Source organism: Brevundimonas vesicularis (assembly GCF_044807075.1).
GTDB classification, from domain to species: domain Bacteria; phylum Pseudomonadota; class Alphaproteobacteria; order Caulobacterales; family Caulobacteraceae; genus Brevundimonas; species Brevundimonas vesicularis_G.
In genome coordinates this window covers 817,016-832,925 of the sequence record NZ_CP085234.1, presented here as the reverse complement: position 1 = coordinate 832,925, position 15,910 = coordinate 817,016, and the positions used below count along the sequence as shown (strand labels likewise).

The 15,910-nt window shown below is 67.3% G+C and carries 17 protein-coding genes and 1 tRNA gene; 7 read left to right on the top strand and 11 right to left on the bottom strand.

All coding sequences use genetic code 11. The features are described 5' to 3' along the window. Position 1 precedes the first annotated feature (1 nt). Positions 2–232, bottom strand: coding sequence for a hypothetical protein (locus LG306_RS04010; RefSeq protein ID WP_404418408.1), 231 nt, complete (start codon positions 230–232; stop codon positions 2–4). Beyond that, a complete protein-coding gene (argH, locus tag LG306_RS04005; RefSeq protein ID WP_404418406.1) occupies positions 229–1,668 on the bottom strand; it encodes an argininosuccinate lyase in 1,440 nt (479 codons plus the stop codon). The genes LG306_RS04010 and argH overlap by 4 nt, the downstream gene beginning before the upstream one ends. Between argH and LG306_RS04000 the strand changes: the two genes are divergently transcribed. After that, positions 1,667–2,332, top strand: a complete 666-nt coding sequence (locus LG306_RS04000; protein WP_404418404.1) for a TlpA family protein disulfide reductase — start codon at positions 1,667–1,669, stop codon at positions 2,330–2,332. The two genes, argH and LG306_RS04000, sit on opposite strands and share 2 nt — an antisense overlap. A gap of 6 nt (positions 2,333–2,338) precedes the next feature. Here LG306_RS04000 and LG306_RS03995 read toward each other — a convergent pair whose 3' ends face one another. Beyond that, positions 2,339–2,650 carry a hypothetical protein gene (locus tag LG306_RS03995; RefSeq protein ID WP_404418402.1) on the bottom strand — a complete coding sequence of 104 codons (312 nt, stop codon included), beginning with the start codon at positions 2,648–2,650 and terminating at the stop codon, positions 2,339–2,341. Between the two features lie 246 nt (positions 2,651–2,896). Between LG306_RS03995 and LG306_RS03990 the strand changes: the two genes are divergently transcribed. Beyond that, a complete protein-coding gene (locus LG306_RS03990; protein WP_404418400.1) occupies positions 2,897–3,139 on the top strand; it encodes a hypothetical protein in 243 nt (80 codons plus the stop codon). A 112-nt stretch (positions 3,140–3,251) separates the two neighbouring features. Here LG306_RS03990 and LG306_RS03985 read toward each other — a convergent pair. Beyond that, positions 3,252–3,328 (bottom strand) — tRNA-Met (locus LG306_RS03985). A gap of 188 nt (positions 3,329–3,516) precedes the next feature. Here LG306_RS03985 and LG306_RS03980 point away from each other — a divergent pair. The 4 genes from LG306_RS03980 to LG306_RS03965 all read left to right on the top strand — a co-directional run bounded on the left by LG306_RS03980 (position 3,517) and on the right by LG306_RS03965 (position 8,652). Beyond that, positions 3,517–4,752 (top strand): PQQ-dependent sugar dehydrogenase, encoded by a 1,236-nt coding sequence (locus LG306_RS03980; protein ID WP_404418398.1) that lies wholly within the window; start codon positions 3,517–3,519, stop codon positions 4,750–4,752. Between the two features lie 58 nt (positions 4,753–4,810). Then, entirely contained in the window at positions 4,811–5,032 is a 222-nt protein-coding gene (locus tag LG306_RS03975; protein ID WP_404418396.1) for a hypothetical protein, read from the top strand. A 204-nt stretch (positions 5,033–5,236) separates the two neighbouring features. Continuing rightward, positions 5,237–6,442, top strand: a complete 1,206-nt coding sequence (locus LG306_RS03970) for an acetyl-CoA C-acetyltransferase (RefSeq protein ID WP_404418394.1) — start codon at positions 5,237–5,239, stop codon at positions 6,440–6,442. 17 nt (positions 6,443–6,459) lie between these two features. After that, on the top strand, positions 6,460–8,652 hold the full coding sequence (locus LG306_RS03965; RefSeq protein WP_404419642.1) for a 3-hydroxyacyl-CoA dehydrogenase NAD-binding domain-containing protein: 2,193 nt from the start codon (positions 6,460–6,462) through the stop codon (positions 8,650–8,652). Positions 8,653–9,060: 408 nt separating this feature from the next. Here LG306_RS03965 and recA read toward each other — a convergent pair whose 3' ends face one another. The 7 genes from recA to LG306_RS03930 form a co-directional block, all read right to left on the bottom strand. Further along, a complete protein-coding gene (gene recA, locus LG306_RS03960; RefSeq protein ID WP_404418392.1) occupies positions 9,061–10,143 on the bottom strand; it encodes a recombinase RecA in 1,083 nt (360 codons plus the stop codon). A 177-nt stretch (positions 10,144–10,320) separates the two neighbouring features. After that, positions 10,321–10,485: a hypothetical protein gene (locus tag LG306_RS03955; protein WP_404418390.1), complete on the bottom strand. Its 165-nt coding sequence runs from the start codon at positions 10,483–10,485 to the stop codon at positions 10,321–10,323. Further along, complete coding sequence (locus tag LG306_RS03950) at positions 10,446–12,173, bottom strand: M20/M25/M40 family metallo-hydrolase (RefSeq protein ID WP_404419640.1); 1,728 nt, start codon at positions 12,171–12,173, stop codon at positions 10,446–10,448. Before LG306_RS03950 ends, LG306_RS03955 begins: the two co-directional genes overlap by 40 nt. Positions 12,174–12,239: 66 nt before the next feature. Further along, positions 12,240–13,190: a right-handed parallel beta-helix repeat-containing protein gene (locus LG306_RS03945; protein WP_404418388.1), complete on the bottom strand. Its 951-nt coding sequence runs from the start codon at positions 13,188–13,190 to the stop codon at positions 12,240–12,242. A gap of 1 nt (position 13,191) precedes the next feature. Continuing rightward, positions 13,192–13,989: a PA-phosphatase gene (locus LG306_RS03940; RefSeq protein ID WP_404418386.1), complete on the bottom strand. Its 798-nt coding sequence runs from the start codon at positions 13,987–13,989 to the stop codon at positions 13,192–13,194. Beyond that, positions 13,986–14,480 carry a hypothetical protein gene (locus LG306_RS03935; RefSeq protein WP_404418384.1) on the bottom strand — a complete coding sequence of 165 codons (495 nt, stop codon included), beginning with the start codon at positions 14,478–14,480 and terminating at the stop codon, positions 13,986–13,988. The genes LG306_RS03940 and LG306_RS03935 overlap by 4 nt, the downstream gene beginning before the upstream one ends. Before the next feature lie 75 nt (positions 14,481–14,555). After that, the gene (locus tag LG306_RS03930; protein WP_404418382.1) at positions 14,556–14,819 is read right to left on the bottom strand and encodes a ribonuclease; all 264 of its coding nucleotides are present in this window, start codon (positions 14,817–14,819) and stop codon (positions 14,556–14,558) included. A gap of 102 nt (positions 14,820–14,921) precedes the next feature. Here LG306_RS03930 and LG306_RS03925 point away from each other — a divergent pair, with 102 nt between their 5' ends. After that, positions 14,922–15,908 (top strand): LLM class flavin-dependent oxidoreductase, encoded by a 987-nt coding sequence (locus LG306_RS03925; RefSeq protein ID WP_404418380.1) that lies wholly within the window; start codon positions 14,922–14,924, stop codon positions 15,906–15,908. The last annotated feature ends 2 nt before the right edge of the window (positions 15,909–15,910 follow it).

The following is a 15,910-nucleotide window of genomic DNA, read 5'->3' as shown; positions in this document are numbered from 1 at the left end:
CTTACCGCGGGTCGTTCTGAGCGGCGCCGGCGCCGATCGGGTTGGACGGACCGCCGTCGATCGGCACGCTGCTGGACGGACGGTTCAGGGTCGCCGGCTCGGGCAGGCCCGGCGCGCGGCTGCTGCGCGGGGCACGCTCGGTCTCGCGCACCGGCGATTCCAGATCGGCCATCCGCCCGCAGGCCGAGGTCAGAAGGGCGAGCGCGCCCGCGAGGATGAGGGTTTTCTTCACAGGCGGGCTCTCCAGTCGGCGATGCGCGCACGGACCTGTTCCGGCGCGGTTCCCCCATAGCTTTGGCGGCTTTGGCACGAAGCCTCGGCAGTCAGCACCTTGTAAACCGCTTCGGTGATCCCCGGCTCCAGTTTCTGCATTTCTTCCAGCGGCAGTTGCGACAGATCCACGCCCATCGCCTCGGCCTGTTTGACGGCCGCGCCGGTCACGTGGTGCGCCTTGCGGAACGGCAGGTTCAGTTCGCGCACCAGCCAGTCGGCCAAATCCGTCGCGGTCGAAAAGCCCGCGCCCGCCGCCTGGGCCATACGCTCGGTATTGGGTTGCAGCGCCGACACCATCGCCGTCATCGCGACCAGGGCCAGATCCAGGGCATCGAAGGCCTCGAACACCGGCGGCTTGTCCTCCTGCATATCCTTGGAATAGGCCAGCGGCAGGCCCTTCATCACCGTGGACAGGGCGACCAGCGAGCCCATGATCCGGCCGGTCTTGGCCCGCACCAGTTCGGCGGCGTCCGGGTTGCGCTTCTGCGGCATGATCGACGAGCCGGTGGTCAGGTCGTCGGGCAGGCTGGCGAAACCGAACATCGGCGTCATCCAGACCACAATCTCCTCGGCCAAGCGCGACAGATGCCCGGCCGTGATCGAGGCGGCGGCCAGGCTTTCCAACGCGAAATCGCGGTCCGATACGGCGTCCAGCGAGTTCGCCATCGGCCGGTCGAAACCGAGATCCGACGCCGTCGCCTGACGATCGATGGGGAAGGGCGAACCGGCTAAGGCCGCCGCCCCCAGCGGGCTTTCATTCATCCGAGCGCGGGCGTCGGCGAAACGTCCGGCGTCGCGGCCGAACATCTCGACATAGGCCATCAGATGGTGGCCCAGGGTCACGGGCTGGGCGGTCTGCAAATGGGTGAAGCCGGGCATCAGGTCGCCGGCATGCTGTTCGGCGCGCATCAGCAGGGCGGCCTGCAAGGCCTTCAACTGCGCGACCGAGCGATCGCAGGCGTCGCGGACCCACAGGCGGAAATCGACGGCGACCTGATCATTGCGGCTGCGCGCCGTGTGCAAGCGACCGGCCGGCTCGCCGATCAGTTCATTGAGGCGCGCCTCCACATTCATGTGGATGTCCTCGAACTGATCCCGGAAGGGGAAGGTCCCGGCCTCGATCTCGGACTGGATGGCGTCCAGCCCGCCCAGGATCGCGTCCGCATCGGCCTGCGTGATGATGCCCTGTTTGGCCAGCATGCGGCAGTGGGCCCGTGACCCGGCCAAATCCTGACGCCACAGGCGCTGGTCCACGCCGATGGAGACGTTGATCGCCTGCATGATCTCGGCGGGGCGCGACGAAAAGCGTCCGCCCCACATGTCTTGACCCGCGGGCTTCACCGGCGCAGTCGAACCGCCGGATGGATTGGCGTCGGAAGAAGGTGTTTCGGTCATGAGCGGCTCAAGAAAGGCGATCTGGGCGGTCGTCGGCGCGGTCGTCGTCGTCAGCACCATCGCCGGCGCCGGCGGCATGGCGATGTCGCTATACGCCAATCATCGCCAGAAGGCGCAAGTCGAACAGACCACAACCGCCGCTGCGGCGCCAAAAAGCGACCTGGCGCGCTTCGCGGTCGGATCCCTGGCCGCCCTGTCGACCCCGGCCGAGACCAACTCAGCGCCCGAATACGCCTTCCGCGACCGCACCGGCACGGCCGTCCGCTTCTCGGCTTTCCAGGGCAAGGTCGTGGTCGTGAATCTTTGGGCGATGTGGTGCGCGCCCTGCAAGGCGGAGATGCCCACGCTTCAGGCGCTGGCGAAGGCCTATGAGACGAACGAGGATCTGGTTGTCCTGCCGATCAACGTGGACGCCACACCCGAAGCCGCAGCCGAGGCCAGACGCTTCTTGGCCAGCCATGCGCCCCTGCCCTTCTACAGCGACGCCAAATTCCAGCTGCCGTTCGAGTTTCCCGGCAAGGGCGCCATGCCGCAGACCATCGTCCTGGATCGTCAGGGCCGCATTCGCGCCGTCATGAGAGGCGAAGCGGACTGGTCCAGCCAGGAAGCCCGCGCCCTGATCGATGCGATCCTAGCGGAGGGCGCAGCGCCGCCCCCCGCCTGATCGCCCTTAGTTGTTATTGGCCGGCACGCGCTGGTCGGTCGCGGGATTGATCGCGCCGGGCTTGCCCTCGGCCGCCGCCTCGGCCTGTTCGGTTTCCAGCTTGTCGGCGACCTTGCCGGCGCCGCTCTCGACCGCCTGCGCCGCCTTCATCGCGCCGCCCTCGATCACTTCGCCGGCCTGAGACGCGACATCGGCCGTCTTGTCGGCCGCAGCCTCGGCATGCGCCTCGGTCCTTTCCTGCTCGGCCTGGGTGCAGGCGGCGGCGCCCAGCATCATTGCGGCGACGGCCGCCATCAAGGCTTTGGTTCGGATCGTCACGACGAAACTCCGGTCAAGGTTGAAAGCTTGACCGACAAACGCAGCACAAAGGCGCAAGTTGCAGCGGGTGTTTCCTCACACGTGGTCAGCGAAACCATTTCCCGATCCGCCGGAAGTCGTTTGAGACGTTATCGGCCGGACCAACGCTCGCCGTACGCATGTTCACGTACAGGTTACTCGCGGCACAACCCATAATATCAGATGATCGATCCGCCTTCAGGAAGAGGGCTATAGGAGTACACGCCCGTGAAGAAACTCGCCCATTTGGCGCTTGCTGCGGCTCTGATGACCTCGTCGGCTATCGGCGCCGCCACGCTCGTTCCAAGCGCCGCCGAAGCGGCCGAAAAGCCCTGGCTGGTCATCACATATCTGAGGAACGGTCAGCCGGTCGGCAACACTCAGGTGTTCTGCGAAAGCCCCGCCGTCGATTTCGGCGACACCACAAACTACGACAACACGCACTACGCTTACTATTTCATGTGCCCCTAAGCGTGGGCGTAAGGGCTTCCGATCCGCGCACGCGAAAGCCAGGCCGTCACCGCATTGGTGACGGCTGTTCGCCGTTTAGCCGTCGCAAACAATCGTTCTGCGTAAGAAGAAGTGGTGACTGGAGGCGGGATCGAACCGCCGACCTGTGGGTTATGAATCCACCGCTCTAACCATCTGAGCTACCCAGTCCCGGGCCCTGCGCGCGGCCGGGGCCAGCGCGAAAGAGGCGTGCCTATATCGCCGTCGGGCGCGCGGTTCAAGTCGTCTCGGACCAGAACCTGCGGCGATAGAGCGCAAGACGCCTTGCCGCAGGAACGGTAACGCTGGCCTCGCCGTTTCGTAACGACTGCCTACAGCCCAGCCGGAGCTCGCCCTTCATGCGCCTGATCTTCTCCGCCGCCTCGACATCCCTGCTCGTTCTCGCCGCCGCCTGTGGCGCGAACAGCGAGAGCGCCGGCGCCGCGCCCCAGGCTGGCGCGCCGTTGGAGACCCGTCCCGCGAACAATCCCGATCAGCAACCGGCCTTCGCCGGCCAGACCCGCGCGCCGGGCGTCAAGACCGAACAGGCCATGACCCACACGGTGGTCGCATCGGGCCTTGTCCACCCCTGGGGTCTGGCCGCCCTGCCCGACGGCCGCTGGCTGGTCACCGAAAAGCCGGGCCGTCTGCGGATCATCACCGCCCAGGGTCAGGTCGGCGAACCGGTCGCGGGCTTGCCCGCCGTCGATGCGCGCGGTCAAGGCGGCCTGCTGGACGTGATCGTCGGACCGAGCTTCGCGCAGGATCGCATAATCTATTGGAGCTATGCCGAACCCCGCGAGGGCGGCAACGCCACCTCGGTCGCGCGCGGGCGTCTGTCGGACGACGGATCACGCGTCGAGAACGTCCAGGTCATCTTCCGCGCCCTGCCCGTCTATGACGGCGACAAGCATTTCGGGTCGTCCCTGGCCTTCGCGCCGGACGGCAAGCTGTTCATCACCCTGGGCGAACGCTCGGACAAGCCGATGCGGCCCCAGGCGCAGGATTTGGGCTCGCACATGGGCAAGACCATCCGCATCAACGCCGACGGAACAGTCCCGCAGGACAACCCCTTCGTCGGTCGCACCGGCGCCCTGCCGGAAATCTGGAGCCTGGGACACCGCAACGTCCAGGGCGTCGCCGTCCAGCCGGGAACGGGCGCCATCTGGACCATCGAACACGGCACGCGCGGCGGCGACGAGGTCAATCTGGACAAGGCCGGCGCCAACTACGGCTGGCCGGATGCGGCCTACGGCGTGGAATATGCGGGCGGTCAGATCAACAGCGGCGCGACGCAAAAGGACGGCACCGAACAGCCCGTCTATTACTGGGATCCGGTGATCGCGCCCGGCGGCGCGACCTTCTATCAGGGCGCCATGTTCCCCGGCTGGGACGGAAACCTGCTGGTCGCAGGCCTTAAGGAGAAGCATATCGCGCGTCTGGTGATCCAGAATGACCGCGTGGTGGGCGAAGAGCGCCTGCTGACGGACCTGGGCGAACGCATACGCGACGTGGCGGTCGGCGCCGACGGATCGGTCTGGGCCATCACCGACGAGCAGAATGGCAAGCTGGTCAGGCTGTCGGCGACACAGTAGTCTTCCAAGGCCGGGGGGCTATGCGGAGCGGTTGACGCTCCAAAGGGAGCAGCGAACCATGCGTATCCTCATCCTTTCCGCCGCCGTTGTCCTGCCGCTGCTTTCTGGCTGCGGCACGACGGGCGCGACGAATAGCTATCAGCAGGAACTGAATGCCTTGGAAGCTTCGTGCACACGCGACCAAGGCATTCTGACGCCAACCGGCGCTCAGACCGGGCGTCCCCAGACCGAATACGCCTGCAAGATTACCGGCGTCGCCACCCGCATCCCGCCTCGCTAACTGCGGGCCTCGCGCGTCTTTCCGACGCTCTGGTCGCGCCCATCTGTCGAGGAACCCGCCTTCAAGCGCCCGCGATCACGCGGCTTATTACTTGACGTTGACGTAAACGTAGGGTTCTTGGCGTCCACGCTTGGAACCGCCCTGTCCGTCGTGCCGCGACCTGCCGCACGTTGAGGATGGGCCCAAAGATGGAGACGCACTTCCATGGCTGACGCCTATATCTATGACGCCGTCCGCACGCCGCGCGGCAAGGGCAAGAAGGACGGCTCGCTGCACGAGATCACCGGCCTCAGCCTGGCGACCCAGGTGCTGGAAGCCCTGCGCGACCGCAACGAGCTGGATACTTCCAAGGTCGATGACGTGATCCTGGGTTGCGTCACGCCCGTGGGCGAACTCGGCGCCGACATCGCGCGTACGGCCGTGCTTTCGGCCGGCTGGTCGCAATATACGGCGGGCGTCCAGATCAACCGCTTCTGCGCCTCGGGCCTGGAAGCCGTGAATATGGCGACGGCCAAGGTGAAGTCCGGCGAGGCCGACTTCGCCGTCGGCGGCGGCGTCGAGGTCATGAGCCGCGTGCCGATGGGTTCGGACATGGGCGCCTGGCCGACCGACCCTTCTTCGGCCTTCCCGACCTATTTCGTGCCGCAAGGCGTGTCGGCGGACATGATCGCCACCAAATACGGCTTCAGCCGCGACGACGTGGACGCCTATTCGGTCGAGAGCCACAAGCGCGCCGCCAAGGCCTGGGCCGAGGGCCGGTTCAAGAACTCGGTGATCGGCGTCAAGGACCAGCTGGGCCTGACCATCCTGGATCATGACGAGACGATCCGTCCGAACACGGACATGCAGGCGCTCGGCGGCCTGAACCCCTCCTTCGCCATGATGGGCGAAATGGCCTTCGACGGCGTGATCAATCAGCGCTATCCCGAGGTCGAGCGCGTCAATCACGTCCACACGCCGGGCAACTCGTCCGGCATCGTCGATGGTTCGGCCGGCGTGCTGATCGGTTCCTTGGAAGCCGGCCAGGCCCTGGGCCTGAAGCCGCGCGCCAAGATCCTGGGCGGCGCCTCGATCGGCTCGGAGCCGTCGATCATGCTGACCGGCCCGGAATATGTGACCCGCAAACTGCTGGGCAAGCTGGGCATGACGCCCGACGACATCGACCTGTGGGAGCTGAACGAGGCCTTCGCCGCCGTCGTCCTGCGCTACATGCAGGCGCTGGACATCGACCACGCCAAGATGAACGTGAACGGCGGCGGTATCTCGATGGGCCACCCGCTCGGCGCCACCGGCGCCATGATCACCGGCATCGCGCTGGACGAGCTGGAGCGCTCGAACAAGTCGACCGCCCTGGTCACCCTGTGCATCGGCGGCGGCATGGGCACCGCCACCGTCATCGAACGCGTCTGATCCAGGAGCAAATGGATATGGAAAACTTCAAGATCGACGTCGACGCCGACGGCATCGCCATGATCACCTTCGACGTTCCGGGCCGTTCGATGAACACCCTGACCGCCTCGGTGATGAAGGAAATCCCCGAACTGGTCGAACGCATCAAGACCGACGAGGCCATCAAGGGCGCCGTCATAACCTCGGGCAAGGCCTCGGGCTTCTGCGCCGGCGCGGACCTGGGCGACATGGCTGGCGGCGTGCTGTCGGGCGGCGGCGACCTGCAAAAGGCGTTCGACGCCGGCTGGACGCTGAACGGCGCCTTCCGTGCGCTGGAAACCTCGGGCAAGCCGATCGCAGCTGCTATCAATGGCCTGGCCTTGGGCGGCGGGCTGGAGTTCACCCTGGCCGCTCACTACCGCGTGGTCGAGAACGACAATAAGATCCAGCTGGGCCTGCCCGAGATCAAGGTCGGCCTGTTCCCCGGCGGCGGCGGCACCCAGCGCCTGACGCGTCTGGTCGGCGTCCAGAACGCCATGATGGCGATGAGCGAGGGCAAGTCCTTCCGCCCGAACGACGCCAAGGGCGCCGGCATCGTCCATGAGGTGGTCGAGAAAGGCCAGTCGGTCGAGGCCGCCAAGGCCTGGATCAAAAACGGCGGGAAAGCCGTCCAGCCCTGGGACGAAAAGTCGTTCAAACTGCCCGGCGGCGGCCCCTATCACCCGGCCGGCATTCAGAACTTCATGGTCGGCAACGCCATGCTGCGCAAGCAGTCCTACGGCAACTATCCGGCCGTGGTGAACCTGATGAAGGCCGTTTACGAAGGCGCCCAGGTGCCGATGGACGCGGCCCTGCGCATCGAAACCCGCTACTTCATCAAGACCCTGATGACGCCGCAGGCGCAGGCCATGATCCGTTCGCTGTTCCTGTCCAAGCAGGAGCTTGACAAGGGCGCCGTTCGCCCGGCCGGCGTGCCCAAGTCCGATCCGAAGAAGGTCACGGTCATCGGCGCCGGCATGATGGGCGCGGGCATCGCCTATGTGCAGGCGCTGGCCGGCATCGAAACCATCCTGATCGACCAGACGCAGGAAGCCGCCGACAAGGGCAAGGCCCACGTCGAGGAACTGCTGAAGAAGCGCCTGTCGCGCGGTCAGCTGACGCAGGAGAAGTATGACGCCCTGCTGGGTTCGGTGACGGCGACGACGGACTACGATCTGATCAAGGGCTCTGACCTGGTTGTCGAGGCCGTGTTCGAGAACCGCGAGATCAAGGCCGACGTGACCAAGCGCGCCGAGGCGCAACTGGCCGAAGGCGCCGTCTTCGGCTCCAACACCTCGACCCTGCCGATCACCGGTCTGGCCGAGGCCTCGGTGCGGCCCGAGGACTTCATCGGCATCCACTTCTTCTCGCCCGTCGACAAGATGATGCTGGTCGAGATCATCCTGGGTGAAAAGACGGGTCAGGCCGCCATCGCCAAGGCGCTGGACTATGTGCTGAAGATCAAGAAGACGCCGATCGTGGTCAACGACAGCCGCGGCTTCTACACCTCGCGCTGCTTCTCAACCTTCCTGATGGAGGGCATGGCGATGCTGGAAGAGGGCTACGGCCCCGCCCTGATCGACAATGTCGGTCGCATGACCGGCATGCCGCGCGGCCCGCTGGAGATGCACGACGACGTCGCCCTGGACCTGTCCTACAAGATCGCCAAACAGACGGCGCTGGATCTGGGCGACAAATATGTCCCGTCGGAAGGCGCCGACATCGTCGCCAAGATGGTCGAGGGCGGTCGCTTCGGTCGCAAGAACGGCAAGGGCTTCTACGACTACGATCAGAAGCCCAAGACGATCTGGAAGGGTCTGGGCGAACTGGCCCCGACGACCAAGGGCATCGATCAGCCGGAGGAGCCGACCGCCTTCGCTCAGATCGACGAGCTGAAGACGCGCCTGCTGTATCGCCAAGCCGTCGAAGTGGCCCGCTGCTGGGAAGAGGGCGTCATCGACGATCCGCGCGAAGCCGATCTGGGCGCCATCCTGGGCTGGGGCTTCGCGCCCTGGACCGGCGGTCCGATCAGCATGATCGACGGCATCGGCCTGGCCAAGTTCGTCGAAACCGCCGACCGTCTGGCCGCGACCTACGGCGACCGCTTCAAGGTCCCGCAGCTGCTGCGCGACATGGCCGCGAAGAACGAGACCTTCTACGGCAAGTTCGCCCCGGAGAAGGTGGCCGCCTGATCAGCAGGCGACATCGGTAAAACGACGAACGGGCGGCCTTCGGGTCGCCCGTTTTCGTTTGGCGTTTGACTTTCGTCATCCTCCGGCGCGCCAAGCGCGCCCTGGGGAACCCAGCGGCGCCGGAGGCGATCTTTCCATCGCAGAATCTCGGGGCATCAGTCCGCGACAGCTTCGCGCTCATGCGCGCCGCTGGGTTCCGGGTCTCCGCTACGCTTCGCCCGGAATGACGAAAGAAAGATCAGCGCTGCTCACAAAAGAAAAGACCCGCCCGACACGAGGTCGAGCGGGTCGCTCCGCCGCCCTTCGCGGGGTCGGTGGCGGGTCGCTAGGGGCGACGGAGTAGCGGTGAAAAGACCGGACCGAGACCGGAACAAACTTTGACGGTCCGCCCAGCCTCGGAGGCTGGCGTCAGCCTTCCAGGTCCTGGCCTTCGTCCGGCTCGGGCGTGCCCAGCAGTTCGTCGGCGATCTTGTTGGTCGAGGCGCGCACGGCCTTTTCGATCGAGGCGGCGATGTCCGGGTTCTGCTTCAGGAACTCGCGCACATTCTCGCGGCCCTGACCGATTCGGGTGGAGTCATAGCTGAACCAGCTGCCCGACTTCTCAATAATGCCGGCCTTGACGCCCAGATCGATGACCTCGCCCAGCTTGGAAATGCCCTCGCCATACATGATGTCGAAGATGACCTCGCGGAATGGCGGGGCGACCTTGTTCTTAACCACCTTGACCCGAGTGGTGTTGCCGACCACCTCGTCGCGGTTCTTGATCGCGCCAGTGCGGCGGATGTCCAGACGCACCGAGGCGTAGAACTTCAGCGCATTGCCGCCCGTCGTCGTCTCGGGCGAGCCGTACATGACGCCGATCTTGTGACGGATCTGGTTGATGAACAGGACGATGCATTTCGACTTGGAGATCGAGGCCGTCAGCTTGCGCAGCGCCTGGCTCATCAGGCGCGCCTGAAGGCCCGGCAGGCTGTCGCCCATCTCGCCCTCGATTTCGGCGCGCGGCGTCAGGGCCGCGACGGAATCGACGACCACAATATCGACGGCGCCCGACCGAACCAGCGTATCCACGATCTCCAGCGCCTGCTCGCCGGTGTCCGGCTGCGACACCAGAAGATCATCCAGATTGACGCCCAGCTTCTGGGCGTAGACCGGGTCCAGCGCATGTTCGGCGTCGACGAAGGCGGCGACCCCGCCCTTCTTCTGCACTTCCGCGACGGTGTGCAGGGCCAGCGTCGTCTTGCCCGACGATTCCGGGCCGAACACCTCGATCACCCGCCCGACAGGCAGGCCGCCGATGCCCAGAGCCATGTCCAAGCCCAGCGAGCCGGTCGAAACGCTGTCGATCTCGGCGACCATGCCCGCCTTGCCCAGTTTCATCACCGAGCCCTTGCCGAAGGCGCGATCGATCTGCGCGATCGCCGCCTCCAGGGCGCGTTGCTTGTCGCCGTCGTCCTTGCCCACCAATTTGAGTGCCGCCTGTGAAGCCATTGCCTTCGTCTCCCTTGCCATGATTCCCGTCATTCAGCTTGGGAGAGACCCGCCTGGACCCGCCCCCGTTTCGTGAGGGAGACTATGTGCATGTTTTGTTCTGGTTCACAAGATGTTCTCATCGATCAAAACGGGAACGCTCTAATCACACGACCGTTTCTGACGCATCCGGACCGCTCAGGCGATCAGCCGTGCGCCCAGCCCTGTGAGGCAGCCCAGGACGAGTGCGACGGCGGCAAGGGCGCTCAAAGCCCTGACCGCGCTTGCGGATGTGGGCGCCAGAGGCCGCGCCGACAGCACGATCAGCAGGGCGACCAGGCCCAGAGCGCCGGGCAGATCCATCCCGACGCCCAGAAACACCCCATGCCCTTGAACCAAGAGCCAGCCGCCAACGACGATGGTGATCCCGACGGATGGCATGGCGCGCGCCATGACGTCAGTCGCGCGCCGACGATCGCCGTCACGGCGGCCGCCAGGGCCGCGATCAGCCCAGGCCACAGCAGGATAAAGGCCGCTTCGGGCGCCACAGCCTGCACCACCCCGCCAAGGATGAGGACCAGCGCGATCGCCCCCAGCCAGCCGCCCCAGGTCGTCTCGTCGTCGCCGGCAGGCCACAGGCTCAGCCCCACAGCGACGACCGTCGCCCCGATGACCACGACGTTCAAACCGCCCAGAGCCGTGGCCACGACGGCGGCGCCGATGATGACCCCGGCGACGATCCGGCGGCCGATCCGCGCCCGCCCCGCGACCAAAGCGAGGACCAGCCCGGCGATGGCTAGCGCCACGGCGATCTCCAGGACCGGCAGGCGCCGCAGCAGGGTGTAATAGGTCTCGGCCGAGGCGATGCGGCTGCCCACTGGTCCGGCCAGGACACGCACGGCCTGACCGACGACGACCGCGCTAGCCAGTAACCAAAGCCCGCCCAGTGCGCCCTTCACCACGGACATCCCGCGCAAGCCCGTGGCGTGTCGCGCGCCCCAGGCGGCGAAGCCCGTCGCCAGGGCGGCGACGATCAGCAGGACCCAACCGATCGCCGGCGAATGCTGGACGACAAACAGACCGAAGACATCGGCATAGACCGCATTCTGCGTCGCCTGCGGCAGGGTCGGCGCCCGCAGCAGGTCATCGGCCATTTCCAACGACTGGGAGCCGATATGCTGCACGCTGCCCTGATCCAGCGCCTGCGGGGTCGAGGACGGTGAATGATACTGCGCCGGGCGGCCGATGAAGGCGAGATTGATCCCCGCCAACCTCCGATCCGCCGTCACGGTGAAGTCCGTGCCATTGGGCATCAGCCGATAGACGAAGATGGCCAGGGCGTTGCTGGACGGCCCGCCCGTCGCCCTGTGGGTCGCCTGGGCGTAGCGGGCGATGGTCTGGGCGTTGCCGGGTTCGGTCTCGAACATCATGGCGCGCCCGCCTCCGCCCCGCGCCTCCAGATTGATCACCGCTCCGATGTCGTCGCGCAGCGGATGCTCACTGAAAAAGGCCCGCGCCCCGTCCAGATTCAGCTCCTCGGCGTCGGTGAACAGGACCACCAGAGTCCGTTCGGCCCCGCCCCGCGCCTTGATCGCACGCACGGCTTCCAGAATGGCGGCCACGCCGGTCGCATCGTCGGCGGCGCCGGGCGAGTTCGGCACGCTGTCATAATGGGCCATCAGGACGACGGCGGGCAGGCCGGGGTCACGCCCCGGCAGGATCCCGACGATATTGACGGCCTGGACGCCGCCCGCATTTCCACCCTCCCGCTCGATCCGCGCGACGGCGGCGGGCGACAGGGCGCCGGTCTGCAGGCTGGGCTGAAGTCCCAGCGCCGTCAGCCTTTGGACCAGATAGGTCTGAACCTGACGATGTTCGACCGAGCCGACGGGATGCGGCGCTCGTGCGATACGGTTCACGTCCATCATGGCGCGCGCGGCCGAGAACTGAACCGCAGGCGCCGAGGCAGGCAAGGATTGGGGCGTCTGGGCGGTCAGCACCGCCAAGCCGAGGGCCGCCGCAAGGGACGCCAGAAACAACACCCACCGCATATCCAATCCCCCGATCGCTCCGTCCCGCAGTCCAGCCCAGAACCGCCGCCCTGTGCAAGGCCTCGATCAGCGGCGCACGACGTTTCGCGCCGTCAGATTGCCCGTGGCGCCGTCGCCGTCGTCCGCGCTGGACCCGAACGGCCAGCCCCGGTCGTCGCCGCAGTAGCGTCGTCCGCCCTCGCGCGACCCGATCACCACCGCGCGCGGCCTCAGCCAGCCCGCGCCGGTGAACAAATTGTCCGTAATCTGATTATAGGATGGCGTCTGGTGGCGGATCACGCCGTCCTCGCCGCAGTTGCGGTACAGAAGCACCCCGCCCTTGCCGTGCAACGCCAGCCGGTTGCCGATGATGCGGTTGGCGCCCGACCCATCCACCGCGATCTGCTCGCGGCCGGTGCGGATATCGAAATCGTTGTCCTGGATCAGCGCCCCTGCGCTCTCGGTGTCCAGATAGACGGCGGTCGAGGTCGAGCGCCCCGTAAAGCGGGATCGCGTCACCGTGGTGCGCGTCACCCCAGGCCCGACATACAGGGGAATGGTCCCCACGCCCTCGAACCGAACCCGATCCAGGGCGACGCGGATCGGCGCGGCAGACTGGGCCGCTTGCGTGTGTCCGGCGGTGCGTGACGAGGCCAGCAGGTCGCGCATCGATCCGCCCGCCCCCATGCCCCAGATCCGCACATTGCCGACGACGGTGCAGTTTCGGATCGTCACATCGACCGGCCGCGACCACTGATCGCCCTCGCGGCGAGACCAGACGGCGAGGGTTGGGGCGGCGGTCGTCGCCGGGCCCGGCGCGCGGATCGTCCCGCCCCCGCAATCCAGTGACGCCCCTGAGCCTTCCGCGCCCTCGATCAGCACGCGGCGGCGGATATCGACGCCCGGCAGGTCGACTTGGCACGTCAGGCGATACGGCTGCGTCGACGGCGCCGTCAGCGCCGCCACCTCTTGCGGCGTGCACGGCCGGTCGACCGGCGCCTGAAAGGTCAGCAGGGCGAGAGCCAGCACCGCCGTCATATCAAGGCACAGGGATCGCCAGGGCCGCGCGCTCGGCCGCGCAGCCGGGATTGGTCAGGCCGCTGCGACGCGCGGCCGCCAGCTCGGCCCTCGCCGCCGCCATGTCCGCCTGGAAGGCCGGGCTGGCGATGGCGCGGGCCGCGACGTCCCGCCCGGTCCGTTCGCCGACCGCGATATCGGTCGGATAGTGCATGGCGCAGATCAGGCGGCTGACCCCGATCTCGTGGCCGATCCGGCGCACGGCCTCGGCCCGGTCCGGCTCCAGCGCCGCAAAGGCCTCGCCATAGGCCGTCGCGACGGCGGCGCTGCCGGACGGATAGGAGGCGCTGCGTCTCGCCGCAGGCGTCAGGGTCTGGCAGGCGCGGCGACTAGGATCGTCGCCGACCGGCCGCAGCCGCGGCTGGCGCGCCTTGACGCGTTCGGCCGCACTGTTCGCGTCATGGAAGATTTTCGCCATCACCCGGTCCAGAGTCGGCGTCTCGGCCGATCCCAGCCGCACCCCCAGGGCGCAGTCGAAATGTTGCAGGGCCAGGGGCGGACGCAGCTCGGCATGGGCGGTCGCCAGCAGCCAACGGTCGCCGTCCTCCAGCGCCGCAAACCGCGCCGAGGCCGCCTTGTCCGCCAGGTCCGTCGCGCCCCCCTGGGCGGGAGGCGGCGGCGCGGCGTCCGCCAGTTCGATGATCGCCTGATCGCTTAGAAAGCCTTCGGTCGGGATCGTAAGCGCCGACCTGGGCGCGCCTGCGCAACCCGCGATCAGCAGCGTCGCCATCGCCGCGCCGAGGGCGGCGGCGCGCTTCACTGACCCGCGCTCCAGCCCAGTTGCACGGAGGTTTCCCCGGTCTCGGTCGGGGCCGCGACGACTTGCAGCGACGGGCCGTCGGCGGCGTCCGCCGCCGCGCCATAGGCGCGCGTTTCGCCTTGGTTCATGCCGGCGACCGACCTCAAACCCGCCTTCTCGGCCCGCTCGCGATAGAAGGCGACGACATCGTCGGGAGACGCGGTGGTCGTGAACGTCACCAGCGCGCCCGGTCCGGCCTCTCCGTCGCCCGCCAGCGGCTGGCCGTCGACCTTGGCGCCGGGATAAAGCGCGGCGAAGGCCGGCGCCCCGTTTGCGGCTGGCGCGGAGGCGCTCGACACGACCGGGGCCTCGGCGACGGGCGGCGTCGCGTCGACGTTGGCTGACGACGCCGAATTAGGCGCAGCCTTCGCCTCGACCGGTTGGGCCGAGCGATCACATCCTGCGAGGCAAAACAGAACTACGACGGCGGAGGCCGCCAAGCGAAGCGTCATCGAGAGATCGTCCTTGGACCGAGAGGGTCAGAGCGCCACCGTGGCGCATGGTTGCGGCGGCGACAAGGCGCCCGCTCAGTCGGCGGCGTCGTCCTGCCCCTTCGAGCCTTCCTTCGCCAGCCGGTCGTTGATCTTGGCCGAATCGGGGTCGTCATCCGTGCCTGCAGCCGAACCGCCGCGCAGCGAGCCTGCCCGCGTGTCCGATCCCGAATCGCTGCCGTCCAGGGCGTCGATCAGCGTATCCGCCTTGTGACCCAGATCCGGCTTTTCGCCCATGTCGGCGGCCTCGCGGGCGTCGTCGCAATCCGCTTCGGGCTTGGTGGGATCGGTGTCGGTCATGACGCAGTCTCCGTTCGTCGAGATGAGGTTAAAGCGCCTGATCCGGTTGCGGTTCCAGACTCTCGCCCTTGAACCCCAAGGCACAGACCCGATCTAGGCGTCATGATCCGGTTTTCAGTTCTCGACCTCTCCCCCATCGTCGAAGGCGGCGACGCGCGACGCGGCCTGGATGAAACCCTGGCCCTGGCCCAGGCCGCCGATCGGCTCGGCTATGAGCGGTTCTGGCTGGCCGAACATCACAATATGCCCGGCATCGCCAGCGCCGCGACCGCAATTGTCATCGGCCATGTCGCGGCGGGGACCGAGCGCATCCGCGTCGGCTCCGGCGGCGTCATGCTGCCCAACCATGCGCCCCTGGTCGTCGCCGAACAGTTCGGCACGCTGGAGACCCTGTTTCCCGGCCGGATCGATCTCGGCCTGGGCCGCGCCCCCGGCACGGACGGCGCGACCGCCCGTGCGCTGCGTCGCTATTTCGAAGGCGCCGACCAGTTTCCGCGCGACGTCGTCGAACTGATCCAGTGGTTTGAACCGGCCGCCGAGAACCAGCCCGTCCGCGCCGTGCCGGGCGCCGGCCTGCGCGTGCCGATCTGGCTCTTGGGCTCCAGCCTGTTCAGCGCCCAGCTCGCCGGCCAGCTCGGCCTGCCCTACGCCTTCGCCAGCCATTTCGCGCCCGAACTGTTGCTGGAGGCCCTGGCCCTGTATCGCCGCGAGTTCGTCGCCTCGGACCGCCTGGCCAAGCCCCACGCCATGGCCGCGATCAACGTCTTCGCCGCCGACACGGACGCGCAGGGCGTGCGCCTGTCCACCTCGATGCAGCAGAGCTTCGCCCGCCTCTCGACCGGCAAGCCGGGCAAGCTGCCGCCGCCCGTCGACGACATCACCACCATCCTGACGCCGCAGCAGATTGCGGGCGCAAAGGGCCGCCTGCTCTATTCCGCCATTGGCGGCCCGGAGACCGTCAAGCGCCAAATGACCGACTTCATCGCCATGACCGGCGTGGACGAGCTGATGGTCACCGGCATGATGTTCGACAACGCCGCCCGCATCCGCAGCCTGGAGATCGTGGCCGAGATTCGCGAGCAGCTTTAGCC

Bases quoted from the DNA above. Each gene is read 5' to 3' on its own strand.
- LG306_RS03975 (WP_404418396.1), top strand. From the start codon at position 4,811: ATGCGTATCCTCATCCTTTCCGCCGCCGTTGTCCTGCCGCTGCTTTCT.
- LG306_RS03955 (WP_404418390.1), bottom strand. From the start codon at position 10,485: ATGGATCTGCCCGGCGCTCTGGGCCTGGTCGCCCTGCTGATCGTGCTG.
- LG306_RS03965 (WP_404419642.1), top strand. From the start codon at position 6,460: ATGGAAAACTTCAAGATCGACGTCGACGCCGACGGCATCGCCATGATC.
- LG306_RS03945 (WP_404418388.1), bottom strand. From the start codon at position 13,190: ATGACGGCGGTGCTGGCTCTCGCCCTGCTGACCTTTCAGGCGCCGGTC.
- LG306_RS03980 (WP_404418398.1), top strand. From the start codon at position 3,517: ATGCGCCTGATCTTCTCCGCCGCCTCGACATCCCTGCTCGTTCTCGCC.
- recA (WP_404418392.1), bottom strand. From the start codon at position 10,143: ATGGCTTCACAGGCGGCACTCAAATTGGTGGGCAAGGACGACGGCGAC.
- LG306_RS04000 (WP_404418404.1), top strand. From the start codon at position 1,667: ATGAGCGGCTCAAGAAAGGCGATCTGGGCGGTCGTCGGCGCGGTCGTC.
- LG306_RS03935 (WP_404418384.1), bottom strand. From the start codon at position 14,480: ATGACGCTTCGCTTGGCGGCCTCCGCCGTCGTAGTTCTGTTTTGCCTC.
- LG306_RS03925 (WP_404418380.1), top strand. From the start codon at position 14,922: ATGATCCGGTTTTCAGTTCTCGACCTCTCCCCCATCGTCGAAGGCGGC.
- LG306_RS03970 (WP_404418394.1), top strand. From the start codon at position 5,237: ATGGCTGACGCCTATATCTATGACGCCGTCCGCACGCCGCGCGGCAAG.
- LG306_RS03950 (WP_404419640.1), bottom strand. From the start codon at position 12,173: ATGCGGTGGGTGTTGTTTCTGGCGTCCCTTGCGGCGGCCCTCGGCTTG.
- LG306_RS03930 (WP_404418382.1), bottom strand. From the start codon at position 14,819: ATGACCGACACCGATCCCACCAAGCCCGAAGCGGATTGCGACGACGCC.
- argH (WP_404418406.1), bottom strand. From the start codon at position 1,668: ATGACCGAAACACCTTCTTCCGACGCCAATCCATCCGGCGGTTCGACT.